Annotated in this window: 23 protein-coding genes and 2 tRNA genes; 19 read left to right on the top strand and 6 right to left on the bottom strand. The window is 39.7% G+C overall.

Annotated elements, in window-relative coordinates; genetic code table 11:
* Positions 1 to 9 precede the first annotated feature (9 nt).
* The 3 genes from XYLOR_RS07235 to XYLOR_RS07225 are packed head-to-tail and all read left to right on the top strand — an operon-like array spanning position 10 to position 3,324.
* Positions 10 to 900, top strand: a complete 891-nt coding sequence (locus tag XYLOR_RS07235; protein WP_154655696.1) for an alpha/beta hydrolase — start codon at positions 10 to 12, stop codon at positions 898 to 900.
* Positions 890 to 2,194, top strand: a complete 1,305-nt coding sequence (gene flxY, locus XYLOR_RS07230; protein WP_036878124.1) for a flexirubin biosynthesis putative acyl-CoA ligase FlxY — start codon at positions 890 to 892, stop codon at positions 2,192 to 2,194. Before XYLOR_RS07235 ends, flxY begins: the two co-directional genes overlap by 11 nt.
* 8 nt (positions 2,195 to 2,202) lie before the next feature.
* Positions 2,203 to 3,324, top strand: coding sequence for a 1-acyl-sn-glycerol-3-phosphate acyltransferase (locus XYLOR_RS07225; protein ID WP_036878123.1), 1,122 nt, complete (start codon positions 2,203 to 2,205; stop codon positions 3,322 to 3,324).
* A 320-nt stretch (positions 3,325 to 3,644) separates the two neighbouring features.
* On the opposite strand, the gene XYLOR_RS07220 is transcribed toward XYLOR_RS07225, so the two are convergent.
* A tRNA-Ser gene (locus tag XYLOR_RS07220) sits at positions 3,645 to 3,729 on the bottom strand.
* A gap of 132 nt (positions 3,730 to 3,861) precedes the next feature.
* Here XYLOR_RS07220 and XYLOR_RS07215 point away from each other — a divergent pair.
* Entirely contained in the window at positions 3,862 to 6,390 is a 2,529-nt protein-coding gene (locus XYLOR_RS07215) for an endonuclease MutS2 (RefSeq protein WP_036878120.1), read from the top strand.
* A gap of 54 nt (positions 6,391 to 6,444) precedes the next feature.
* Here the strand turns inward: XYLOR_RS07215 and XYLOR_RS07210 are convergent, their stop codons facing one another.
* Positions 6,445 to 6,873 carry an HIT family protein gene (locus tag XYLOR_RS07210; RefSeq protein WP_036878118.1) on the bottom strand — a complete coding sequence of 143 codons (429 nt, stop codon included), beginning with the start codon at positions 6,871 to 6,873 and terminating at the stop codon, positions 6,445 to 6,447.
* Between the two features lie 97 nt (positions 6,874 to 6,970).
* A tRNA-Thr gene (locus XYLOR_RS07205) sits at positions 6,971 to 7,044 on the bottom strand.
* 239 nt (positions 7,045 to 7,283) lie between these two features.
* Here XYLOR_RS07205 and XYLOR_RS07200 point away from each other — a divergent pair.
* From XYLOR_RS07200 to XYLOR_RS07155, 10 genes are all read left to right on the top strand, one after another.
* Positions 7,284 to 7,835, top strand: coding sequence for a DUF4199 domain-containing protein (locus tag XYLOR_RS07200; RefSeq protein WP_036878116.1), 552 nt, complete (start codon positions 7,284 to 7,286; stop codon positions 7,833 to 7,835).
* A 3-nt stretch (positions 7,836 to 7,838) separates the two neighbouring features.
* A complete protein-coding gene (locus XYLOR_RS07195) occupies positions 7,839 to 8,801 on the top strand; it encodes a glycosyltransferase family 2 protein (RefSeq protein ID WP_036878114.1) in 963 nt (320 codons plus the stop codon).
* A complete protein-coding gene (locus tag XYLOR_RS07190; RefSeq protein ID WP_036878112.1) occupies positions 8,789 to 9,274 on the top strand; it encodes a DUF6452 family protein in 486 nt (161 codons plus the stop codon). The genes XYLOR_RS07195 and XYLOR_RS07190 overlap by 13 nt, the downstream gene beginning before the upstream one ends.
* On the top strand, positions 9,225 to 9,923 hold the full coding sequence (locus XYLOR_RS07185; protein ID WP_084608550.1) for a DUF6048 family protein: 699 nt from the start codon (positions 9,225 to 9,227) through the stop codon (positions 9,921 to 9,923). The genes XYLOR_RS07190 and XYLOR_RS07185 overlap by 50 nt, the downstream gene beginning before the upstream one ends.
* 1 nt (position 9,924) lies before the next feature.
* Positions 9,925 to 10,956: an FAD:protein FMN transferase gene (locus tag XYLOR_RS07180; protein ID WP_036878111.1), complete on the top strand. Its 1,032-nt coding sequence runs from the start codon at positions 9,925 to 9,927 to the stop codon at positions 10,954 to 10,956.
* Positions 10,957 to 11,013: 57 nt separating this feature from the next.
* Entirely contained in the window at positions 11,014 to 11,631 is a 618-nt protein-coding gene (locus XYLOR_RS07175; protein WP_051508923.1) for a Crp/Fnr family transcriptional regulator, read from the top strand.
* 80 nt (positions 11,632 to 11,711) lie between these two features.
* Complete coding sequence (locus XYLOR_RS07170) at positions 11,712 to 13,802, top strand: M3 family metallopeptidase (protein ID WP_036878108.1); 2,091 nt, start codon at positions 11,712 to 11,714, stop codon at positions 13,800 to 13,802.
* 30 nt (positions 13,803 to 13,832) lie between these two features.
* Positions 13,833 to 14,276 (top strand): dCMP deaminase family protein, encoded by a 444-nt coding sequence (locus XYLOR_RS07165; RefSeq protein WP_036878107.1) that lies wholly within the window; start codon positions 13,833 to 13,835, stop codon positions 14,274 to 14,276.
* Entirely contained in the window at positions 14,263 to 15,897 is a 1,635-nt protein-coding gene (locus XYLOR_RS07160; protein WP_036880878.1) for a S41 family peptidase, read from the top strand. Before XYLOR_RS07165 ends, XYLOR_RS07160 begins: the two co-directional genes overlap by 14 nt.
* Positions 15,898 to 15,915: 18 nt before the next feature.
* Positions 15,916 to 16,449, top strand: coding sequence for a 5-formyltetrahydrofolate cyclo-ligase (locus XYLOR_RS07155; protein WP_036878106.1), 534 nt, complete (start codon positions 15,916 to 15,918; stop codon positions 16,447 to 16,449).
* Here XYLOR_RS07155 and XYLOR_RS07150 read toward each other — a convergent pair.
* Together XYLOR_RS07150 and recF are read right to left on the bottom strand one after the other, a co-directional pair.
* Complete coding sequence (locus XYLOR_RS07150) at positions 16,446 to 16,736, bottom strand: DciA family protein (protein ID WP_036878105.1); 291 nt, start codon at positions 16,734 to 16,736, stop codon at positions 16,446 to 16,448. The genes XYLOR_RS07155 and XYLOR_RS07150 overlap by 4 nt on opposite strands.
* Positions 16,729 to 17,844, bottom strand: a complete 1,116-nt coding sequence (gene recF, locus XYLOR_RS07145; RefSeq protein WP_036878103.1) for a DNA replication/repair protein RecF — start codon at positions 17,842 to 17,844, stop codon at positions 16,729 to 16,731. Before recF ends, XYLOR_RS07150 begins: the two co-directional genes overlap by 8 nt.
* Before the next feature lie 144 nt (positions 17,845 to 17,988).
* Between recF and XYLOR_RS07140 the strand changes: the two genes are divergently transcribed.
* Both XYLOR_RS07140 and ribH read left to right on the top strand, forming a co-directional pair.
* Complete coding sequence (locus XYLOR_RS07140; RefSeq protein ID WP_036878102.1) at positions 17,989 to 18,669, top strand: tetratricopeptide repeat protein; 681 nt, start codon at positions 17,989 to 17,991, stop codon at positions 18,667 to 18,669.
* Positions 18,669 to 19,145 carry a 6,7-dimethyl-8-ribityllumazine synthase gene (ribH, locus tag XYLOR_RS07135; protein ID WP_036878101.1) on the top strand — a complete coding sequence of 159 codons (477 nt, stop codon included), beginning with the start codon at positions 18,669 to 18,671 and terminating at the stop codon, positions 19,143 to 19,145. Before XYLOR_RS07140 ends, ribH begins: the two co-directional genes overlap by 1 nt.
* 61 nt (positions 19,146 to 19,206) lie before the next feature.
* On the opposite strand, the gene XYLOR_RS14195 is transcribed toward ribH, so the two are convergent.
* Positions 19,207 to 21,507: a sensor histidine kinase gene (locus XYLOR_RS14195; protein ID WP_036878099.1), complete on the bottom strand. Its 2,301-nt coding sequence runs from the start codon at positions 21,505 to 21,507 to the stop codon at positions 19,207 to 19,209.
* A 138-nt stretch (positions 21,508 to 21,645) separates the two neighbouring features.
* On the opposite strand from XYLOR_RS14195, the gene XYLOR_RS07125 reads away from it, so the two are divergent.
* The 3 genes from XYLOR_RS07125 (at position 21,646) to XYLOR_RS07115 (ending at position 23,330) form a co-directional block, all read left to right on the top strand.
* A complete protein-coding gene (locus XYLOR_RS07125; protein WP_036878097.1) occupies positions 21,646 to 22,395 on the top strand; it encodes an exodeoxyribonuclease III in 750 nt (249 codons plus the stop codon).
* A 486-nt stretch (positions 22,396 to 22,881) separates the two neighbouring features.
* Positions 22,882 to 23,109 carry a transposase gene (locus XYLOR_RS07120; RefSeq protein ID WP_036878096.1) on the top strand — a complete coding sequence of 76 codons (228 nt, stop codon included), beginning with the start codon at positions 22,882 to 22,884 and terminating at the stop codon, positions 23,107 to 23,109.
* A 2-nt stretch (positions 23,110 to 23,111) separates the two neighbouring features.
* Positions 23,112 to 23,330, top strand: a complete 219-nt coding sequence (locus XYLOR_RS07115) for an integrase core domain-containing protein (RefSeq protein WP_051508922.1) — start codon at positions 23,112 to 23,114, stop codon at positions 23,328 to 23,330.
* The last annotated feature ends 585 nt before the right edge of the window (positions 23,331 to 23,915 follow it).

Below are 23,915 nucleotides of genomic sequence, written 5' to 3'. Positions count from 1 at the left end.
ATCATATGTATGATACTGCTTGTCATTTGCACGTTAAGTGCAGATGCAAAGGATAAAGACGTAATAGAGTCTAATATCTGGCAAGGCACCAACGAGAATAGTCGTGTCAAGATGATAGCCTATCTGCCATCCTCAGGTCATGCCAATGCAGCTGTAATAATATGTCCCGGAGGTAGTTATTTCTGGCTCGACCATACAGGCGAGGGCACAATGGTGGCTAAATGGTTGCAGAGCCAAGGCATTGCTGCATTCATATTGAGATACCGCACAGGTGGGGTACCGGCCTTCGCCTTCCATACCCGGTTGTTGATAAGAGGCAATCGCTATCCTGACATGATAATGGATGTGCAGCGCGCCATAGAATTGCTCAGGGTATACTCCGGCAAATATAGGATAGATGCTCATTGCATTGGTGTGATGGGTTTCTCGGCAGGTGGTCATCTTGGTATGATGGCTGCTATCTATTCGCATACCGACTTCTTATGTCATAAAGGTATCTATACCAATGTATCACTCAGACCTGATTTTGTGGCCGCCATCTATCCGGTAGTCACTATGTCCGGACTGTCAGTGCATAAGCGTTCACGGCGTGGACTGCTTAGCGAATGGCGTGAACATAGCAAGACCATGCAAGATTCCCTGTCGGTAGAGCGCCATATACCGTCAGACTGTCCACCTATATTCATCGTCAACTGCAAAGACGACCCCGTGGTCGACTATCATAACTCCATGCTTCTTGATTCTGCCCTTACTGTAAAAGGCATATCACATAAGTATATACAGTACCGTACAGGAGGTCACGGCTTTGGTATGAACCCCGCAAAAGGGAGTGTCGAGTGCCGAGAGTGGAAAAATGAATTTATAAAATGGTTTCAAAACATATTTGATAATGGAAAATGATATTGAATTCAAGTCAGCCGAAGAGATAAAGGAGTATCAGGAACACTTGTTACACCAAGCTCTCGTGTACCTTAACGGGCATTCCCGTTATTATCAGCGGATGTTCTGTAAATATGATATAAACATAGATAAGATAAGTAATATAGAGGATCTCGTAAAGATACCATTCACAGAGAAGAAAGATCTGCAGCTGTTTAATGAAGACTTTCTCTGCTGTCCCAAAGATAAGATCATCGATTATATCACCACCTCCGGAACCCTTGGCGACCCTGTCACCTTCGGTTGTACCGAGAAAGACCTGCAGCGTCTGGCCTATAATGAGATGAAATCGTTTGAGTGTGCCGGATTGCATCCCGGCAATATCCTGCAACTCATGACCACCCTTGACAAGCGGTTTATGGCCGGTCTGGCTTACTTCCTTGGCATTAGAAAGCTTGGGGCGGGCATCATCCGTGTAGGCAATGGTATACCCGAACTGCAATGGGATACTATAAAGAGGATAAAACCTGATACTATAATGTGCGTGCCGTCATTCATCCTGCGACTCATCCAATATGCCGAGGAGCACGACATCGACTATAAGAACAGTAGTGTGAAACGCATCATCGGTATTGGCGAGGGATTGCGCGAACAAGACCTCAGTCTTAATCTGTTGGGCAAACGTATAAAAGAGAAGTGGGACGTACACCTCTTTGCCACATATTCATCTACTGAGATGGGCGCCACCTTCTCAGAGTGCGAGTACGGCAAGGGCGGCCATGTGCATCCAGAACTTATAATCGTAGAGATAATCGGTGATGATGATTTGCCGGTAGCCGACGGTGAGATAGGCGAGATCGTAGTTACCACCCTCGGTGTAGAAGGTATGCCTCTATTAAGATTCCGCACAGGAGATATGGCTGCCAAACTTGTAGACCGGTGCGACTGTGGGCGCAACTCTTATCGCCTTACACCGTTGGTAGGTCGTAAAAACAATATGATAAAATTAAAAGGTACCACCCTCTATCCCCCTGCGATAAATGATGTGCTCGACAATACCCCATATGTAGAAAATTACATTATCATGGTGCGTTACAGCGATGCCGGAACCGACGATGTGATAGTAAAGATCGGACTGAAAGCAAACGATAACCACGAAGAGTCGGATATAATAAAAGACCTGAAAGACAGGTTCCGCTCCCGTTTGAGAGTGACGCCTAAGATAGAGGTGCTCCCAGTAGAAAACATCCATAAGATGAATTTTCCCGCCAAGAGCCGCAAACCTATAAAGTTTGTTGATCAAAGAAAAAAATAACCACTATTATGAGCAAGTTTGACAGCATACGTCCTTATCGCGACGAAGAAATCCACGATGCGATGCAGAGGATAGCCAACAGCGAATTTTTTCCGCTGATAGCCTCATATACATATCCTGCCAAGAGTCTGGAGGATGTCAAAAATATCATAAGGGGATGCAATACTATAAAAGAATTCCAGTTTGAGGTGATGCGTTATGTAGCCGAACAGGTTATGAAGCGTAGCATTACAGATTTCACATATCGAGGTTTGGAGCATCTAGATCCGTCAAAACATTATCTTTTTGTATCCAATCACCGCGATATAATGCTTGACTCTTGCCTGTTACAGTATGTGCTATACATCAACGACTACGAAACTACCGAAATCACCTTTGGCGCTAACCTGATGTGCAATCCTCTGGTGGTGGATATAGGCAAGTCTAATAAGATGTTCCGTGTAGAGCGTGGCGGTAATATCAAAGACTTTTACAAGAGTTCTAAGCTTCTTTCAGAGTACATACGTCACGTCATCACCGAGAAGCACCAGAGCGTGTGGATAGCCCAGCGTAACGGTCGCACCAAGGATGGCAATGACATTACAGAACAGGGCATAATAAAGATGTTCTGCCTTAGTTGCATGAAAGACAAGATAAAGGCCCTTTCCGACCTAAACATTGTGCCTGTAGCCATCTCTTACGAATGGGAACCATGCGATATCCTAAAGGCCATCGAACTCTACGAATCGAGTTTCACCAAGTATATTAAGAAGCCCGGCGAAGACATTAACAGTATATTGACCGGCATAGTCCAGCGCAAGGGTAGGGTGAGTATTGAGATTTGCGAGCCTCTCTCAGATGCCGTTCTGCGTCAGTTTGCCGATTGCACCAACAGCGATTATCACCGTAAGGTGGCAGCTATCATAGATAGTTCTATACATTCGACTTATAAACTTATGCCCAACAATTATATAGCGCACGATATTAGATATGGTCAGCAGAAGTATAAACACCTCTATACGGCTGCCGAGAAGGCTTCATTCGTCCGCAGGTTAGACAAATTAAATATCTATGACGGTTGTGATGTTGAGGCTCTTAAGGATATATTCCTTGGGATATATGCTAATCCCATAGAAAATTGTGATAAATGAGAACTGACATAATATTCGGGGACTTGACGCATTTGAAATGTAGCATTACTTTTTCTTATTTTATGCAGGTGTATGTATTTCTCCCACCTTCGGTGGTACTCCCCTAAACCGCAAAGGTGAAAATAAAAAAGCAAAAACTATTAATAACATAAACAAACTTTGGATGGCATTTCTAACTTATTCCTCCATTTTTATTAGGGAATTTGAACGAAGTGACGGATGATAAGTAAAAGGGATTGCAAAATAAGGTACAAACTAAATAACGCACCGCAAAAAACACAAAAAAAGCCGTTGAGAAACTCAACGACTCCTAAAACTTGCGGAGAGAGAGGGATTCGAACCCCCGGTACCTCTCGGTACGGCAGTTTTCAAGACTGCTGTAATCGACCGCTCTACCATCTCTCCTTCAATCTAGGGATTGGCTTTGTGTTCTAAAGCGAGTGCAAAGGTAAGGGCTTTTTTTGTACTGTGCAAATTTTTAATGGCTTTTTTTACGCTTTAGATACAAAATAATTATTTTTGTAGTACCTTTGCACTATGATTTACCCAAAGAACTTTGAAAATAAGATAGGCTTTGACGAGATAAGGGGACTGTTGAAGGAGCGATGCCTTAGCAGTCTCGGTAAAGAAATGGTCGATAATATAGCCATTTCTGCTGATGCTGACGAGATAAACGAATGGATGGAACAGTTGAGAGAGTTCCGCAGACTACAAGAGGAGGCGGATGATTTTCCACTGCAATATTTCTTTGATGTGCGTGCTTCTATATCAAGACTGAGACTGGAAGGTACTCATCTGGAAGAGAATGAACTGTTTGACTTGCGCCGCTCGCTTGATACTATCTGTAATATCGTGAACTATCTGAACCGCTCTGATGATAGTGATGGGGAAGAGGAACGTTCATACCCTTACCCGGCGTTACACAGATTGACTGAAGATGTGTTTACTTTCCCGCAACTGGTGCAACGCATAGATCAGATACTGGATAAGTTTGGCAAAATAAAGGATAGTGCATCGCCCGAACTTTCTAATATTCGTCGTGATTTGGCAAAGACAGAAGGTGGCATATCGCGTACCTTATATAATATACTGCGGTCTGCTCAGAGTGAAGGACTGGTGGATAAGGATGTAACGCCGACCCTGCGCGACGGCAGACTGGTGATTCCGGTAGCTCCGGGACTGAAAAGAAAGATAAGGGGTATTGTACACGATGAGTCGGCTTCGGGCAAGACGGTGTTTATAGAACCTGCCGAGGTGGTAGAAGCTAACAATAGAATTCGTGAACTGGAAAGTGACGAACGACGTGAGATTATACGTATACTTACTGAATTCGCAAAACTGGTAAGACCATATGTACCGCAGATTCTTTTGTCATATAAGTTTTTGGCTACCATCGACTTAATAAGAGCAAAGGCTGAATTTGCAAGGATTACGAAGGCTTTTGAACCTAAGGTGGAGAGCTATCCGTATATCGACTGGATAAGGGCTGTACATCCGCTACTGCAACTGTCGCTTGAAAAGCAGGGCAAGAAGGTTGTTCCACTGGATATAATGTTGACCGGCGAGAAAAGAATTCTAATAATATCCGGACCAAACGCGGGCGGTAAATCGGTATGTCTGAAGACAGTAGGACTGGTACAGTATATGTTGCAGTGCGGTATGTCAATACCAATCGGAGAGCGTTCGAAGACCGGCGTATTCAAGAATATAATGATTGACATCGGCGATGAACAGAGCATTGAGAATGACTTGAGTACTTATTCAAGTCATCTGATGAACATGAAGAATATGATGAAGCAGGCTGATGGGAAGAGTCTTCTGCTGATAGACGAGTTCGGAACAGGAACGGAGCCTCAGATAGGCGGTGCAATAGCCGAATCGGTACTGAAGCAATTTTGCAAGAAAGAGGCTTATGGGGTAATTACCACTCACTATCAGAACTTAAAGCACTTCGCTGATAGTCATGACGGCGTTATCAATGGCGCTATGCTATACGACAGGCAGGAGATGCAGGCACTGTTCCAGTTGCAGATAGGAAATCCGGGCAGCTCGTTTGCCATAGAGATAGCACGAAAGACAGGTATACCCGACGAGGTGATAAAAGACGCAAGCGAAATTGTAGGCAGCGATTATATCCAGAGTGACAAATATCTGCAGGATATTGTTCGTGACAAGCGTTATTGGGAGAACAAACGACAGACTATACATCAGCGTGAAAAGGCTATGGAACAGACTATCGCGAAGTATGAGAATGATATAATAGAACTGGAACGTAGTCGTAAGGAAATATTGAAGGCGGCTAAGGCTAAGGCGGAAGAGCTAATGGCTGAAAGCAACAAGAAAATAGAGAATGCGATACGCGAGATAAAGGAGAGTCAGGCTGAGAAGGAAGAGACTAAGAAAATCAGAGAAGAGTTGAAGACCTTCAAAGCTGAAATAGACGAAATAGACACGACAGTCAACGATGAGAAGATCGCAAATAAAATCAAGCAGATACAGGAACGCAAACAACGCCACGAAAAGAGGAAAAAAAATAAGGCAGAGAAATCGCTTAAATCAGAAAATTCGGTAATCCCGACAGTAAGCAAACCAAAAGAGAGTTTGCCGTTGCATATCGGAGATACAGTAAGAATTAAAGGTTTGACGTCTGTGGGCAAGGTGGAAAGCATTGAAGGAAAAACAGCATCTGTAATTTTTGGAGACATGCGCACCAAAATGCGAACAGACAGACTTGAACATGCAGATGCGCCTGTGAAAGAAGAGCCAAAAGTTTACACTTCTATTGGAAGACAAACCCGTGAGGCTATAGATGAAAGAAAACTGAATTTCAAACAAGACCTTGACTTGCGTGGCATGCGTGGCGAAGAAGCAATAAATGCAGTAACGTATTTTATAGATGATGCCATACTGGTAGGAATGAGCAGAGTGCGCATACTGCACGGTAAGGGTAATGGAATACTAAGACAACTGATACGTGAATATATTGCTACAATCCCCAATGTCACTTCTTTCAGAGACGAACATGTGCAATTCGGTGGCAGTGGAATAACGGTGGTGGATCTGTAAAACACAAAGGTGAGCAATCATACGATAGCTCACCTTTTATATTTATTGGAATAATTATTTTAATTCTTTCTTAAGGCTATCAGCCATCTCTTCATATTCTTTATCAGATAGATAAACCTTCTGAGGGTTCATCTGGAACACTCCTCCAAAATCAGGTCCTCCTTTATATTTAGGTATCAGATGAAAATGCAAATGCTCAAGAGTATCGGCATAAGCACCATAATTGATTTTATCCGGATTGAATACCTTCTGCATGGCACGTGTAACCTTAGCCACATCAGCCATAAAAGCATTACGGTCGGCATCATTTAGCAGATTGAGGTCGTCTACATGATCCTTGTATGCTACAAGGCAACGACCATGATAAGTCTGCTCTTTGAAAATAAACACACGAGATACGCTCAACTGCGCAATTTCAATCATAAGATTGTGTAGTGTCTCATTGCTCTGACAATAAAGACATTGTTTAGGATCACTTTTCATAATTAATAGTATTTTCTTAATTTGTTCTAATCAAGAAGCAAAGGTAACGAATAAATCTGATTAAACAAAAAAAGGATGTGAAAATCACATCCTTTTGAGCCTCTTGTCGGATTCGAACCAACGACCCCGAGATTACAAATCACGTGCTCTGGCCAACTGAGCTAAAGAGGCGGGTGGGTAAGCTACTTACATCGCGCCGCTACAACCAACTACCTTTGCTACGTTCCCGTCCTGGAGGATTCGAAGGGAGCAGACCGTGTAAGACTTACCCGTTTTGCGGCTGCAAAGGTACATAAATTTTAGTATTAAACAAATATTTATCTACAAAAAATCAAAAAAAACTTGTGTTTGACTCTTTATCTGATATAAAATTACTACTTTTGCAGAGTCTTTTCGACTCAATATAAATTATGATAAATCCAAACGAATTTGTACAATTAAAAGCTTTTGCCCGCCAAGACGGCACGTTCTTAGGACTGATGTGGATAGCAAGTTTTGCCTGTTATGTAGGAGAATTTCATTATAGTCCTTTAGGTATGTTAGCAATGATACTTGCTGTAATCTCGCCCTTTTTCCTTGTCATGTGTCTCAAAAAGTTCCGCGACAATGTAAGAGGTGGTGAAATATCTTTTAGAAGAGCATTTTGGTATTGCCTATTTTGTTTCTTTTATGCATCTCTTCTGTTTGCCCTTTCTCAATATGTATACTTTGCATTTATAGACAATGGTTTTCTGGTACAGCAATATAACACAATGATGTCTACGCCTGAAGCCAAACAGTTGATGAACTTATATAAGGTGGCTAACGAGATGGAAGATGGGATAAGTGCTTTTGCAAGACTTACAGCCATAGAGAAAGCTTTAAACTTTCTGACGATGAACATAACAATCGGTATTGTTCTCAGTTTCCCTATCGCCGCTATTATGAAATCTAAAGTTAAACTCAATAATAATCAAGAATAATATATGGATATTTCAGTCATAGTGCCTCTATATAACGAGGAAGAATCGCTCCCGGAACTTTATGCCTGGATTGAGCGTGTGATGAAAGCTAATAATTTTACTTTTGAGGTTATTTTTATAAACGATGGTTCTACAGATCGCTCTTGGGAGATTATCGAAGAACTTAGCAAGAAGAGTGAGAATGTAAGGGGTATCAAGTTTCGCCGCAATTACGGCAAAAGTCCGGCTCTCTTCTGTGGTTTCAAACAGGCTGATGGAGATGTAGTAATCACTATGGATGCCGACCTGCAGGATTCGCCTGATGAGATACCCGGATTATACAAGATGATCAAGACAGACGGATATGATTTGGTTTCAGGTTACAAGCAGAAACGCTATGATCCGCCATCAAAGACTATACCTACAAAGCTATTCAATTCTACGGCGCGCAAAATTAGCGGAATAAAGAATCTGCATGATTTCAACTGTGGACTTAAGGCTTATCGCAAAGCTGTTGTTAAGAATATAGAGGTGTATGGCGAAATGCATAGATACATACCTTATCTTGCTAAGAATGCGGGATTTAATAAAATAGGAGAAAAGGTGGTACAGCACCAACCTCGTAAATACGGAAAATCGAAATTCGGACTAAACAGATTCTTTAATGGATATCTGGACCTTATAACATTATGGTTCCTGAGCGGATTCGGCCGCAAGCCAATGCATGTCTTTGGTTTTATGGGTTCAATCATGTTCTTTATCGGTTTTGTGGCAGCTTTCGTAATAGGTGCCGACAAACTTGTATCTCTTGCTCAGGGTATCCCGATGCGACTGATTACAAATACACCATACTTCTATATAGCTCTAACTATGATGATAATCGGAACTCAACTATTCGTAGCTGGATTTCTTGGAGACCTGATAAGTCGTACGTCTTCAAACCGGAATGATTATCAGATTGAGGAGGAAATAAGATGCAAAAAATAATAGGTGCTATTGCAATTGCTTTATTGGTATGCGCTTGCTCGTCTATCGACTGTCCTATACAGAACACTGTATACACTACCTATAAGATATACAACAAGGTGGAGAAAGTGGATACACTTAGAGACACGCTGACTGTATACTCTAAAAGGGTAGAGGGCACTGATTCTGTCTTTATCAACAAAGATATTAAGGTTACTAATTTCAGTCTTCCTATCAGTTATATGGCAGATGCAGATACACTGGTGTTTGAATTTAAGAACGCGAACTCCATTATTTTAAAAGATACAGTAACTGTATCGAAAACCAACACACCGCATTTTGAATCGGTAGACTGCAGTCCATCTTATTTTCATAATCTGACCGGTGTAAAGTATACCAAAAACAAAATAGACTCTATTGTTATTAAGAATACGACTGTAAGTTATGATGCATCTAAAGAACAGTTCCACATATATCTCAAAAGCGATAACTAGCATTCTGCTGTTATTGCTATGTACCACGGTATCTGCGCAATACAAATACAGGAAGAAGACCGTTGTAGTAGAAAAAGACACTATACCTCTTTTTAGAGGCATTGCCATATCAACCGATTTGGTTGGCCCGATAATGCTCTCGGCGAGCGACTACGGTCAGTATGAATGTGCACTTAAGGTAAACCTTAAGGACAAATACTTTCCAACAGTGGAACTGGGATATGGAAAGGCCAATCATAACGATGGTACGAATATCAACTACAAGACTCAGGCTCCCTACTTCCGTATAGGATGTGACTTTAACATCCTAAAGAACAAGCATGCACCCAACCGGATGTTTGTAGGACTCAGGTATGCCTACACATCATACAAATATGATGTAAGTAAAGCTGATTTTAAAGATCCTGCATGGGGATGGAATGTAAATTACAATATATCAAACGTCAGTTGCAGTTATCATTGGATTGAAGCTGTTATTGGTGTGGATTCCAAAATAGTTGGTCCATTGCACTTGGGCTGGACTGTAAGATATAGACATCGTATAGCCTGTAACGAAGGCGATTATGGTAATTCGTGGTATGTGCCGGGGTTTGGAATTTCAAACAATATACGACTAGGTGGAACGTTTAATGTAATAATAGATATATAATATGGATACAAAGAAGAAGACTAATAAAAAGTTATTATGGCAGATGCCTTTTCTGCTGCTTCTGATTATCGGTACTGTACTTGTAGTACGCCATCAGCATGATGCACCATATCAACATGATACCGGCTTTATATTCGGTACTGTGTACAACATCACTTATCAGAGCGACGCAGACCTGAACGGAGGAATAGTATCTGAATTGAAGAAAGTGGATTCTTCTTTATCTCCTTTTAACAAGTCGTCTATTATCACAGCTATCAACAATAATAAAGATGTCAAGGTCAATGATAAATTTGCTTATGTATTCAATCTTGCAGAACATGTATCAAAAGAGACAGATGGCGCATTTGACATTACTGTTGCCCCACTAGTCAACGAATGGGGATTTGGGTTTAAGAAGGGCACAGAACCCAACAAACATCTTATAGACAGCCTGCGTTCAATAATAGGTTATCGGAAAGTATCTCTTGTTAATGGCAAGGTGAAGAAAAAGGATAACAGAATTATGCTCGACTGCAGTGGAATAGCAAAGGGCTATGGCAGTGACGTCGTAGCACGATTTCTAAGAAAGAAGGGAATAAAGAATTTCATGATAGAGATTGGTGGCGAAATAGTTACCAGCGGTATAGATGAGAAACGTACCCCATGGAAAATAGGCGTCACTGAACCTACGGATGATTCTCTCAATACAAATAACCAACTGCAGACTGTACTTAATATTACAGATATGGCTATGGCTACTAGCGGTAACTATAGGAACTTTTACTATAAGAACGGTAAGAAATTCGCTCATACGATAGATCCGAAGACAGGCTATCCTGTGCAGCATAACATACTGTCATCTACTGTCATAGCAAAAAACTGTGCTACTGCCGATGCTTATGCGACTGCATTCATGGTATTGGGATTAGATAAGTCGAAGGAAGTCTTGAAAAAGCACCCGGAACTTATGGTATACTTCATCTATTCAGATCACCACAGCAAGAACTCAATATGGTTTTCACCATCGTTAAAAGATAAGATTCAAAGATAGCTAATGCCAATAATTCAATTATACAATAAATTATTACAATTTCCTCTATTTTTGGGTATGAGCAGAGACGACCTCAGTAATATAATTGAGCATACCAGATTCGGATTCGTAAAATACGAAAAAGATAAGATAATTATAAAAGAGGGGCAACAATGCAACCGCCTGTATTTTCTTACAGACGGAATAATAAGCATTAAAAACTGTTCAGATAACAACAGTTACAGCGTAGAGGAGGATATCCATGCACCATATATTTTCGATATGGAATACCTGTTTGGATTGACTCAAAAATTTCCTAGCACATACAAGGCAATAACCACTTGTAATCTTATAGTAATTGACAAAGAAGAAATCTTGAAATTATCAGACGAATTCTTTATCTTTAAGATAAACATGTTTAACCTGTTGTCAACCCAATCACAGAAACTTATCGGTAAACCATGGCGAAAGCATCCTAATAGTACTAGAGCAACGATAATAAGGTTCATAAAAGACCATTGCATATATCCTGCAGGTAAGAAGATGTTCAACATAAATATGCAGACATTGGCTAATCAAATAAATGACGGACGGCTTAATGTATCAAGAGAATTAAACAAGATGAAAGAAGAAAAATTGATATTACTGCATAGAGGAGGTTTTGAAATTCCGGCATTAGAGCATCTATTGATGTAACATACGTTAAATCTTTTCTTTATTATAAGGTATGATAGGATTTTTTCTTACTTTTGCAAATCAAATAAGACATAATTAGTATGAGTGAGAATAACATAGAGAAGAATAAGCGTATTAACCCTTTTTTTGAACAATATAACACGCCTTACGACACAGTGCCGTTTGACCGTATACATATATCAGATTTCGAAGAAGCTTTTATGGAAGGTATACGTCGGGATGACGAAGAAATAAAAAAGATAACAGACGATCCTGAAAAACCAACTTTCGACAATACCATAATACGGGTAGGCGACGAGAAGGACGGTGATAATTATAATGACCTGCTAGGTAGGGCATCTACTGTATTTTTTAATCTGTTAAGTGCTGAGACAAACGACGAAATGGACCAATTGGCCCAGAAGATGAGTCCAATATTGACAAAGCATGCTAACGATGTTCGACTTAACGATAAATTATTTGAGCGAATAAAATATGTGCATCAGCATCATCGCAAACTTACCTCTGAAGAGAAAATGCTTCTAGACAACTGCTACGATGGTTTTGTACGCAGTGGCGCTTTGCTTGATGAATATGAAAAGAATAAACTGCGTCAGATTACAGAAGAAGCGAGCAAACTGTCATTACAGTTCTCGCAGAACCTGCTAAAGGAGAATAAAGACTACACGCTGCATATCACAGACGAGGCTCAACTAGACGGTCTTCCTGATACGGCGAAAGCAGCAGCAGCGCAGACTGCAAAAGAAAGAAATGAACAAGGGTGGATATTCACCCTTGATTTTCCAAGTTACAGTCCGTTCATGACATATTCTACTAATCGTCAGCTACGTAAAGATATGTACATGGCGCGTAATACAGAATGTACTCATGATAACGAAAATAACAATCTTGAGATATGCAAGAGGCTTGTCAACCTGCGCCGTGAAATAGCTCAGCTGCTTGGATACAATACATACGCCGACTATGTACTCAGACATCGCATGGCCAGCAATGTGGATAATGTATACAAACTGCTGAATGATCTGATAGACGCATACAAGCCAACAGCCATAGAGGAAGTTGAAGCAATTGAAAAGCTAGCAAAAAAGACAGAAGGGAAAGACTTCAAACTTGAGCCATGGGATTTCAGCTTCTACTCTCACAAACTACAACTGGCCAAATACAATCTGGATTCAGAAATGCTCAGGCCGTATTTTGAGATATCCAAGGTCATAAATGGTGTATTCGGACTAGCTCACAAACTTTATGGAATAACATTCAAAGAAAACAAAAACATCCCTGTATACCATCCCGATGTTAAAGCCTATGATGTCTTCGATAAAGATGGCTCATATCTGGCAGTATTCTATGCCGATTTCTATCCACGTAAAGGCAAACAAGGCGGAGCATGGATGACAGAGTATCAAGGACAATGGATAAACAGAAAAGGACAAAATATACGTCCACACGTCAGTGTGGTAATGAATCTAACAAAACCAACAGATGAGAAACCGGCCCTGCTTACACTAGGAGAAGTAGTGACATTCCTTCATGAGTTCGGTCATTCACTGCACGGTATGTTTGCGAATACGCGTTTTGAAAGCCTTTCGGGCACAAATGTATGGTGGGACTTTGTAGAATTGCCATCACAATTTATGGAAAATTTTGCTATCGAAAAAGATTTTCTACGTACCTTTGCGTTCCATTATCAAACAGGCGAACCCTTACCAGATGAACTCATAGAGCGAATCATAAAGAGCCGTAATTTTATGGCTGCTTATTCTTGTCTGAGACAAGTAAGTTTCGGTTTGCTGGATATGGCATATTATACAAAAAGAGATGCATTCATAACCGACATCATAGAGTTCGAGAAGAAAGCATGGCAGAAAGCTATGGTCACACCTCAATTGCCAGATACCTGCATGACGGTACAGTTCAGTCATATTATGGCTGGTGGATACTCCGCCGGCTACTACAGTTACAAATGGGCAGAAGTGCTTGAAGCTGATGCCTTCAGCGTATTCAAGAAAAATGGCATATTTGATCGGAAAACAGCACAGAGTTGGAGAGACAACGTATTGTCAAAGGGAGGCACTGAGCATCCAATGACACTATACAAACGCTTCAGAGGCAGCGAACCAACCATTGACGCACTTTTGAAAAGAGACGGCATTAAAAGGACTAAAAAATAAAATTCAGCTATAAGCAAGTTGAAAAACAATATGAATTCTAAAGAGAAACAATTCGAACTAGACTACCGCTATATACGAATGGCTCGTATATGGTCGGAGAATAGTTATTGCAAACGAAGAAAAGTCGGTGCATTGGTCGTAAAAGACAAGATGATCATAAGCGACGGATACAATGGTACCCCAAGCGGATTTGAGAACATATGCGAAGACGATAACAACCTGACCAAACCTTACGTACTGCATGCAGAAGCGAATGCCATAACAAAACTGGCACGGAGCAACAATAATAGTGATGGTGCTACATTATACGTCACAGCAGCCCCATGCTTGGAATGTTCAAAATTGATAATACAAGCAGGAATAAAGCGTGTGGTATATGGAGAAGAATATCGCTTGCACGATGGTATAGATTTATTAAGAAGAGCCAAAATAGAAGTTATTTATCTAAATCCAGATGAAGATGAACCCAAATAAGTCAAATCGGTATATGCCATTCATGATGGCCCTATGTGTCATCTTTGGTATTGTTATAGGTACATTTTATTCAAATCATTTTTCCGGCAATCGCCTGAGTATTATCAATTCGAGCAGTAACAAGTTGAACAACCTGTTGCACATAATTGATGATCAATATGTTGACCCTGTAAACATGGACAGTCTAGTTGAGAAAGCGATGCCTCAGATACTTGCAGAACTTGATCCACACTCTGTATACATAAGTGCGAAAGATGTGCAGGCTTCAAACGATGAACTTAAGAGTTCCTTCTCAGGCATAGGTGTCGAATTTACTATACGTCAAGATACCATACACGTTCAGAATGTTATCAAGAACGGTCCTGCCGAAAGAGCAGGTGTAATCGCAGGAGACAAGATTGTGAACGTTGACGGCAAACCTTTTGTAGGGAAACAGGTAACTCAAGAAGAGGCGATGCATAAGCTCAAAGGACAAAAAGACACGAAAGTCAAAATTGGCGTTTTGAGATATGGCGAGAAGAAGGTGCGTTTCATCACTATTACACGTGGAGATATTCCTCAAAAGAGTATATCAGCTACATATATGTTGAACGAGACTACTGGATATATCAAAATTAAAAACTTTGCTGAAAATACCTATCCTGAATTGCTAATCTCATTGGCAAAACTCTCTCAGAGCGGATTCAGCAACCTTGTCATTGACCTTCGCGACAACACAGGAGGTTATCTTGCTTCGGCAGTACAGATGGCCAACGAATTCTTGCCAAAGAACCGGCTTATAGTATACACTAAAGGTAGAAAATCACCACGTGAGGACTATCGTACAGATGGTCGCGGCAGCTATCAGAATATACCTCTTGTCGTACTTATCAATGAAGGTTCGGCATCAGCATCAGAGATATTCGCAGGTGCCATGCAAGACAACGACCGTGCCACTATCATTGGTCGACGCTCGTTCGGAAAGGGTCTGGTACAACAACCTATCGCTTTCCCTGACGGTTCTATGATAAGGCTTACCATAGCTCGTTATTACACACCTTCAGGTCGTTGTATACAAAAACCATATACTACAGGTGATGACAAAGATTATCAGCAAGATTTGCTTACAAGATATGAGCATGGAGAGTTCTTCTCAAGAGACAGTATTAAACACAAGGGACCGGCTTACCATACACACATCGGACGTGTCGTATACGGTGGCGGTGGTATCACACCTGATATCTTCGTGCCAGAAGATACACTGGGCATGACATCATACTACAAGCAGGCAGCAATGAGTGGACTTATCTTACAGTTCGCATATTCTTATACTGACGATAACCGTATCAAACTGAATAATTTCAAAGAGATGATGGAGCTATCCGACTATCTTGTCAAGCAGAATACCGTAAGCCAGTTTGCAGATTACGCTAACGACCACGGGCTAAAGCGTCGTAATTTGATGATACGTAGATCTCACAAACTACTTCAGACCTGTATAGATAGTAGAATTATTTATAACATTATGGACGAAGATGCATGGAATGAGTACATCAATCAGGACGACCCTGTCATAAAGAAAGCTCTTTATGTGTTTAGAAACAATGCTGCTTTCCCCAAGAAGCCCACAGGTAAAAAATAATATTATATCCCGGCATATATGCAAGAGAAGATTTTATTAAGAAATAAAATAAGAACCCTAAAGCGACAATTCACCCAAGCACAATTGGATGAATTGTCGCTTTCTGTTGAAAGGAAAGTCATCAGCAACCAACGGATTATTAATGCCGACATTATATTGATGTATTATTCGTTGAGCGATGAGGTCAACACCCATAGCCTTATTGATAACCTATTGTCACAAGGCAAGAAGATATTACTGCCTTACGTAATAGACGAAGAGAATATCGAGATACGAGAATACAATGGTCCATATGATCTAATACAGGGAGCATACGGTATAATGGAACCTACAGGCAATTCGTACTGTAATATCGAAGATATAGATGTAGCATTGATACCTGGAATGAGTTTCGATAAAGACAAAAACAGATTAGGCCGTGGAAAAGGATATTATGACAGATTTCTAAAGAAGATACCTAAAACGTACAAGATAGGTGTATGCTTTGAGTTCCAAAAACAAGATAATATCCCTACAGGCAAATATGACGTAAGGATGGACGAAATAATTTAATTAAATCTTACATCAGCAATAACGATGCGCCCCACAGACTGATTCAATAGCATCACTATCTGCTTTCTCCTCATAGACAAGTCTGCCCTTAATGCAGGACTAGACAGATGAACCACAAGAGTTTGATTACTTATGAATTTATTCAACGTATATTTGGCAATTGCAGGTCCCATAACATCTTCCCAAGAGTCGATCAATCTCTTTTGCAGCAGAGGCGTTTCAAGACCCTCCTCACGCAAGAGTACATTAAGTACATCCCCCAATGATTTGACATTTCTCTTAAACATCCGAAACCTCCTTTTCTGTTATTTCACCATCATCTACATTAAATATCTTATAGTCAAGACTATTACAACATAATATCTTATCCAGATTCTCCCTGTTTGTATCAGTTATCAGTATCTGTCCGAACTCTTCACTGCCAACCAAATTTACAATATTTTCAACCCTCACAGCATCCAGTTTGTCAAAAATATCATCAAGAAGAAGTATCGGGGTAGTGCTATTACCTACATGTTTTAAAAAGTCAAACAAAGCCAGTTTGAGAGCTATCACAAAAGTCTTGCTCTGCCCCTGACTGCCTTCCCTCTTCATCTGATACTCCCCGAGCATCATCTCCAAATCATCACGATGCACACCATGAAGCGAGTATCCCACAGCCATGTCTTTAGCTCGGTCTCTCCTTATTATATCAATCAATGGCCCACGCTGACAATGTGATAGATACCTCAAAGAAACAGTTTCCTTATCTCCTGAAATATCTTTATAAAAAGTTCTGAAAACAGGTATCAGTCTTTCCACAAATTCAGTTCTCTTACTATACAGCGTTTCACCCTCAAGAGCCATCTGCTCCTCCCATATATTCATGAGTTCAGCATCAGGTTCATCATCCATTTTCAAGAGAGAGTTTCTTTGCTGTAAAGCCTTATTGTACCTGTTAAGCGATTCGATATACGAATGGTCATATTGAGATATCACCACATCCATCAACTTACGCCTTTCTTCACTTCCCCCATCTATGATGAAACTATCAGAAGGCGAAACCATAACAAGTGGAATAAGTCCAATGTGTTCAGACAGTCTTTTATATTCTTTTTTATTACGTTTGAAATGTTTTTTTATGCCCCTTTTCATACCCACATAGATGTTATCAGGCTCCCCGTTATCATCCAAATAAGCACCTTCAAGCACAAAGAAATCCTCGCCATGGCGTATTACCTGCGAGTCAATAGGATTATTAGCGCTACGGCAGAAAGACATGTAATAGACAGAATCCAGAACATTCGTTTTGCCCTCCCCATTGCTTCCGATAAAACAATTTATCTTATGCGACAAAGAAAGATTGGCTGTCTTAATGTTTTTATAGTTTATAATAGATAATTTCTGCAGTATCATTTACTATTTTCCCCTATTTTTTTGCAAAGTTAAAGGTTTTGCGACTGAAAAACGAAAAAAGTGGTTGATAAATTTCAATATATGCGATAAATTCTGTAATTTTGCCACGCTTTCAATACATGAATAATAAAATACAAAATAATAATGGCAAAAACAAATGAACAGAAGAGCTCTCTGAATGTTGATGACGCTCTTAACAATTCACAGGCTTTCTTCTTGAAACATCAGAGAGGTCTTTTATACGTAATAGCAGCAATCATCATATTTATTGCAGGCTTAATACTTTACGAAAATTATGTTGCTGCACCACGTGAAGACAAGGCCAGCACAATATTGGCCAAAGGTCAGGAATATTTTGATGGTGGCGCATTCGACAAAGCCCTCAATGGAGACGGAGCCGGATTCCCTGGCTTCACAAGAGTAGCAAGCGATTATAGTAGCACAAAGGCAGGCAACTTAGCTAACCTTTATTCAGGTTTATGCTATGCCCAGATGGGTAAATGGCAGGACGCTGTGAAATATCTTGACGAATTTGATGGCAGCAGCGATCAGATGATTACTCCGGCAGCCGAAGGAGCTCTGGGCAATGCATATGCACATGTAAATCAGCTTGACAAAGCTGTAAAATATCTTAAGAAGGCAGCTAAGGATGCTGACAACAACAGTCTTTCACCTACATTTTTGATTCAGGCCGGTGAGATTCTTGAGAGTCAGGGTAAGAAAGACGATGCTCTCGTATTGTACAAAGAGATAAAGCAGAAATACTTTAACTCTATGCAGTATCAGGAAATAGACAAATATATAGAACGTGCTTCGACAAAATAATGGCAACAGAATTACATCATTTATCAGATTACGACCTAAAGAGTGTTCCTGACGCTAGCAACATGTGCTTCGGTATTGTTGTAAGCGAGTGGAATGATGAGATAACAGGAGCTTTGCTTGATGGTGCACTAAATACACTTAAGAAGCATGGTGCCATCCCTGAGAATATTCATGTAAAGACAGTACCGGGAAGTTTTGAACTTGTTTACGGTGCTCATCAGATGATATTAAATGGCGGTTACGATGCAATCATTATCTTAGGTTGCGTAATTCGCGGAGGCACTCCACATTTCGATTATATATGCCAAGGCGTCACATCCGGCATATCACGTCTTAATGCCACAAGTGAGATACCTATCATTTATGGTCTTCTCACTACCGAAAATCTGCAACAGGCCAAAGACAGAAGTGGCGGTTGCCTAGGAAACAAAGGTGACGAATGTGCTGTAGTTGCTATCAAAATGGCTAAATTCTAATAGACATAATATATTATGAAAGAAGGTCTCATACTTTTTGTATGGGACCTTTTCTTTTATATCAATGCTTCTTTCGTATTTTCTTTGGCGCTGACGGTAAAGTGAACCAGAACGTCGAGCCTTCCCCTAGTTTAGATTCTACCCCGATACTTCCGTTCAGTTTTTCAATTATCATCTTACTGATAGCCAGTCCTAGTCCTGTACCGGGTTTGAACGAGTCAAGTTTCTCAAAACGTTCAAATACCAGACTCTGTTTAGACTCATCTATACCAATGCCTGTATCCTTTACATAGCAGTATAAACTATCCTTTTCTATTTTATACCCTATATTGATAAAGCCCTCTTTAGTAAATTTTATCGCATTATTCAAGAAGTTCACTATCACCTGCTGCACCCTTATTGCATCTGTGCGAATAAGAAAAGATTCTGGTATGTCATCAATCACAAGCTTCACCACATTCTTCTTATCCATATTAAACTTAGCCGCCGCCACCGCGTTATTTATCACTTCAGACATATTTACCATGTTACAATTAAAGTCAAGCACCCCTGCCTCTATTTTAGATAAATCAAGTATATCATTAAATAACTGCATGAGCAGTTCCTTGTTAGTCTGAATATTCTGATTGAAGAATTCTCTATCCTCTTTACTTAAATAATCCGAAGATACTAACAGATCAGCATATCCCACGATAGCATTTAGAGGAGTACGTATCTCATGACTCATATTAGCTAGAAAGGCTGTCTTCAGATTATTCGATTCTATAGCCTTCTCCCTCGTTTCTACGAGATTCTGTTCAATTTGTTTCTGTTTATCAATATTCTCTGCCGACCCAATAATATAAGTAGGTTTACCGGCAGCGTTTCTCTTGTCCACTATACCACGCATCTTATACCAGATATAACCTGTCTTTAGTATATTAAAACGCGCCTTGTTCTCTTTCAGTGTCTGCCTACTATAATCCTCCATCAAGTAATGCATGTTGTCATAATATGTATTGATATCATCAGGATGGATAAATTTATGAATATCTTCAATATCATATGTTTTACCAAACACATGCAGTTCATTCTTCACCAGATCCAATGCCCACGGGAACACATCCGAAGCCTCCAGCACCACATGCAGTATATGGTTCAAATGCTCAAGTTCAGAATTAGTGATATCATTCACTATTCTTAGTTTTCTCTGCGCCCATGCATATCCCAAAAGCAATATAAATACTATTATACCTAAAGATGTGCCTAGTATTATACGCACACGGTATATTTCATAAAATGTTTTCGGTTTGCCATACACCACTGCATCAACAGGTATCAAGTCTACATCAACCTGCTTCTCCAGTAAAGCCGGATAACTAAGATAAGCCTTTGCGTTCCTAATCTTTATGATACTTCCCCACGGTATATACTTATTATTATCATACTTATTAACGACATCCACAGCTTCGGCTGCGATGTCCTCTGCAGAATTATAAAAGCCTCCACTAAGCAACGACTCCTCAACATCATTATAATCAGACATAGTAAACACCGGAACTGACGAGTAAGCACATATCATTTTCTTTATATAATTGGCATTTTCCGCATTCATATCGCATCCGCTCCAGCCATAAAAAATTATTCCAGTTCTCTTGTCAAGTCTCTGAAGAGTGTCAAGCAGTTGTCTGGTAGTATGCTTATCCCTTTCAAAAGAGATGAACTTAAGTTTGGGAAAATAGCGTTCTGCATTTTTTTGCATATCATATCTTGCGAAAGTCGATGCTAGACACCTGTCAGATATAAAAAGAATCTGTTTCATTCCTGGCTGTAGCTTCTTTAGAAGTTGGATAGTCTCTTTTGCATAATATACATAGCTCAACCCTAATACCTTAAACCCCTTTATAGTCTCTGAAAACGGTATCTGATTGTTATCAGCAACATCCGTACTGTCCATAAACACATTAAAGGGAAGCACCCTGTTACGTGCCGGTACAACTATGCATGGTATCTTTCTCCATCCTGTCGGCATATAGTGTCTGTATAATATCCATCCGGCATCACCTAGTATAATAACTATCTTAGGTTTTTCTTTTGGTATATCCCCTAAGAATAAATTCCACCAGTCAGTCCTGCTCCTATTTTTTTTAGACGCAGCCTCTGACATATTCTTCAGATAAAATCTCTTTTTGTTATAATCGAGATATTTTATAATGTTTCCATCTATACCATTAGCCCACTCATTAGTAGCACGATAAAAATTAAGAAAGAGCACATAACCATGCTTATTATATCCTACCTTATCCTCTTTCTCATGGGGCAAAGCTGTTGCCTCGAGAGTAAAAAGCAAAGATATTGTAAGTAAAATAAATGATTTTTCCATGATCTCGTAATTAGAAGTTAACTCCACAAATATACACTATTTTTTCATTTTAAGCAATATTACGCCCTTTTTTTTCCGTTAAACGTTGATTTCCGGGATTTAATAATTATCTTTGCGTATTAATTAAATACAAATAATATGAAGCTAGTTTCATGGAATGTAAACGGACTACGTGCATGTGTAGGCAAAAATTTCAATGACACATTCGCACAACTTGACGCAGACTTTTTTTGTCTTCAGGAGACAAAGATGCAAGCAGGGCAGTTGGATATATCCTTCCCCGGGTATGAGTCTTTTTGGAACTATGCCGACAAGAAAGGCTATTCCGGCACAGCGATATTTACTAAGCACAAACCTGTTAGCGTAAGTTACGGCATTGGCATAGATAATCATGATCACGAGGGGCGTGTTATCACCCTTGAGTCGGAAATGTTCTATCTGGTATGCGTATATACGCCAAACTCTCAGGATGAACTGCGCCGTCTGGATTACCGCATGCAATGGGAGGACGATTTCCAGGCATATATTAAGTCGTTAGATGCCAAGAAGCCCGTCATAGTATGTGGCGATATGAATGTAGCTCACAACGAGATAGACATCAAGAACCCAAAGACAAACAGGATGAATGCCGGTTTCACAGACCAAGAGCGTGAAAAGTTCACTACCTTCCTAGGCAGAGGATTTGTTGATACCTTCAGGCGCTTATATCCTGAGCAGGTAACATATTCATGGTGGTCATACAGATTCCATGCGCGCGAGAATAATACAGGATGGCGACTCGATTATTTTGTTGTCTCAGAACGTCTAATGAAGTGTGTGGCTGATTCTAAGATTCATTCTGAAATTATGGGGTCTGACCATTGCCCAATAGAACTGGATCTCCTTTAATTGAAGGGATGTAGTTATTGACTTGTGAAAGCATATCTCATATTCCACATCGAAAATTTGATGAGGGTTGAATGATTCTGGAAATCTGATTAAAAACCACTAAGAAAAGCGCCGTTGAGTTTTTAACCAATAATATCAATGGTGTATAATTAATGAGACCTTTGTAATATAATATTATTTATGCGTGAAGACGAATCGCATAGATAATGGTGTTTTTGCGTTTTTTCTTTTGGTTCTGTTTCCTTTTGTACACACAAAAGAAAATGAACTATAATAAAGAAAAAGAACAATATAGCATCAAAAAAAGCAATGTCCTGCCATTTGCAGGAAAAAAAGTATCACTTTACCACTATATAAGTTAAAAGGCTGAATATCAATATGATAACATCTATATAATACCCACATAAATGTCACAAAATACCACTGTAATACCACCTAGAAGTGACTTAATACAGAAAAGGTTTACATCGTTTTAACAAAAAATCGATGGAAAAGAAGAAGAAAAAACGTGAATATCGTAGCTATTCGAAAGAATTCAAGCTGCATGTATTAAAAGACAAGTATGAGTATGATTTGTCCTATCAATTTACTGCGCGTAAATATGATATATTATCTCCTCATACATTAACTTTATGGGAAAAAGAGTTTCCTTTAGATGATAATACTGTTGTAATGACTATATTTCATTACTCAAATCTGTTAATGCCAATATAAGTATGACTCAGGATTACAAGCCAACAGACAATGCTATTGCAGAACGTGTCAATGGCATCATAAAGCAGGAATGGATTTATCGTATGAAAAGGCCCAAGAACATGGACGGGGCCATGCATATATTAAAAGATATCATATACTTCTATAACAATAAGAGGCCACATATGAGTAACATGATGAAGACACCGGCAGAGAAAAGGAGAAATTATGTTGGGTGTTAACGCTCTTTGGAGGCTTCACGCCTCCAGCCGCTTGACAAACCACCGTGGTGTTTTTCATAGTTCTTATGTTGGATATATGGTATTTTTATTTAACTTTGTAAGCAACAAAACATACATAGAACAATATGTAAAACATTTTCTTTGTGTTAAGCAAATCAGGAAGGCTTTTATATTTCTGTAAAGTGTTTCAGTAAGGCTTTTAATAATTTGTATAGTAATTCAGTAAGTATAACAACAAAGATGTATACCTAATTCAGGCATAGTCAGAGCATAGCTTTTGCATTATAGGAGTTATCCTTCAATATCTTAAGAACATAGCTTTTGCATTACAGAAGCTATCCTTTGACAAGGTAAAAGCTATGCTCTAAATAAAGTTACTCAAGAGTGGTATTGTAGTGGTATTATAGTGGTATTTTAGAACACGTAAAAGTCCGATAAACACAGGGCGAGTGGTATAGTGACATTTATTTAAAAAAATCTAAAATTAGAAATGACCAATCTACCTATTAAGAGTATATCGAGGTCGTGAAATTCTTATTTTGTTTGATAATTTTTTGTACTTTTCTTAAAAAGTTTTATCTTTGT

The organism is Xylanibacter oryzae DSM 17970 (genome assembly GCF_000585355.1).
GTDB classification, from domain to species: Bacteria; Bacteroidota; Bacteroidia; order Bacteroidales; family Bacteroidaceae; genus Prevotella; species Prevotella oryzae.
The sequence above is the reverse complement of the archived record's forward strand: the minus strand, read 5'-3'. Positions and strand labels throughout refer to the sequence as shown.

Excerpts from the sequence above, each read along its gene's own strand:
- XYLOR_RS07185 (WP_084608550.1), top strand. The coding sequence starts at position 9,225 with ATGATGCATCTAAAGAACAGTTCCACATATATCTCAAAAGCGATAACT.
- XYLOR_RS07160 (WP_036880878.1), top strand. The coding sequence starts at position 14,263 with ATGAACCCAAATAAGTCAAATCGGTATATGCCATTCATGATGGCCCTA.
- XYLOR_RS07150 (WP_036878105.1), bottom strand. The coding sequence starts at position 16,736 with ATGTTTAAGAGAAATGTCAAATCATTGGGGGATGTACTTAATGTACTC.
- XYLOR_RS07195 (WP_036878114.1), top strand. The coding sequence starts at position 7,839 with ATGGATATTTCAGTCATAGTGCCTCTATATAACGAGGAAGAATCGCTC.
- XYLOR_RS07170 (WP_036878108.1), top strand. The coding sequence starts at position 11,712 with ATGAGTGAGAATAACATAGAGAAGAATAAGCGTATTAACCCTTTTTTT.
- XYLOR_RS07215 (WP_036878120.1), top strand. The coding sequence starts at position 3,862 with ATGATTTACCCAAAGAACTTTGAAAATAAGATAGGCTTTGACGAGATA.
- flxY (WP_036878124.1), top strand. The coding sequence starts at position 890 with ATGGAAAATGATATTGAATTCAAGTCAGCCGAAGAGATAAAGGAGTAT.
- recF (WP_036878103.1), bottom strand. The coding sequence starts at position 17,844 with ATGATACTGCAGAAATTATCTATTATAAACTATAAAAACATTAAGACA.
- XYLOR_RS07175 (WP_051508923.1), top strand. The coding sequence starts at position 11,014 with ATGAGCAGAGACGACCTCAGTAATATAATTGAGCATACCAGATTCGGA.
- XYLOR_RS07180 (WP_036878111.1), top strand. The coding sequence starts at position 9,925 with ATGGATACAAAGAAGAAGACTAATAAAAAGTTATTATGGCAGATGCCT.
- XYLOR_RS14195 (WP_036878099.1), bottom strand. The coding sequence starts at position 21,507 with ATGGAAAAATCATTTATTTTACTTACAATATCTTTGCTTTTTACTCTC.
- XYLOR_RS07225 (WP_036878123.1), top strand. The coding sequence starts at position 2,203 with ATGAGCAAGTTTGACAGCATACGTCCTTATCGCGACGAAGAAATCCAC.
- ribH (WP_036878101.1), top strand. The coding sequence starts at position 18,669 with ATGGCAACAGAATTACATCATTTATCAGATTACGACCTAAAGAGTGTT.
- XYLOR_RS07165 (WP_036878107.1), top strand. The coding sequence starts at position 13,833 with ATGAATTCTAAAGAGAAACAATTCGAACTAGACTACCGCTATATACGA.
- XYLOR_RS07190 (WP_036878112.1), top strand. The coding sequence starts at position 8,789 with ATGCAAAAAATAATAGGTGCTATTGCAATTGCTTTATTGGTATGCGCT.
- XYLOR_RS07210 (WP_036878118.1), bottom strand. The coding sequence starts at position 6,873 with ATGAAAAGTGATCCTAAACAATGTCTTTATTGTCAGAGCAATGAGACA.
- XYLOR_RS07140 (WP_036878102.1), top strand. The coding sequence starts at position 17,989 with ATGGCAAAAACAAATGAACAGAAGAGCTCTCTGAATGTTGATGACGCT.
- XYLOR_RS07115 (WP_051508922.1), top strand. The coding sequence starts at position 23,112 with ATGACTCAGGATTACAAGCCAACAGACAATGCTATTGCAGAACGTGTC.
- XYLOR_RS07155 (WP_036878106.1), top strand. The coding sequence starts at position 15,916 with ATGCAAGAGAAGATTTTATTAAGAAATAAAATAAGAACCCTAAAGCGA.
- XYLOR_RS07120 (WP_036878096.1), top strand. The coding sequence starts at position 22,882 with ATGGAAAAGAAGAAGAAAAAACGTGAATATCGTAGCTATTCGAAAGAA.
- XYLOR_RS07200 (WP_036878116.1), top strand. The coding sequence starts at position 7,284 with ATGATAAATCCAAACGAATTTGTACAATTAAAAGCTTTTGCCCGCCAA.
- XYLOR_RS07235 (WP_154655696.1), top strand. The coding sequence starts at position 10 with ATGATACTGCTTGTCATTTGCACGTTAAGTGCAGATGCAAAGGATAAA.
- XYLOR_RS07125 (WP_036878097.1), top strand. The coding sequence starts at position 21,646 with ATGAAGCTAGTTTCATGGAATGTAAACGGACTACGTGCATGTGTAGGC.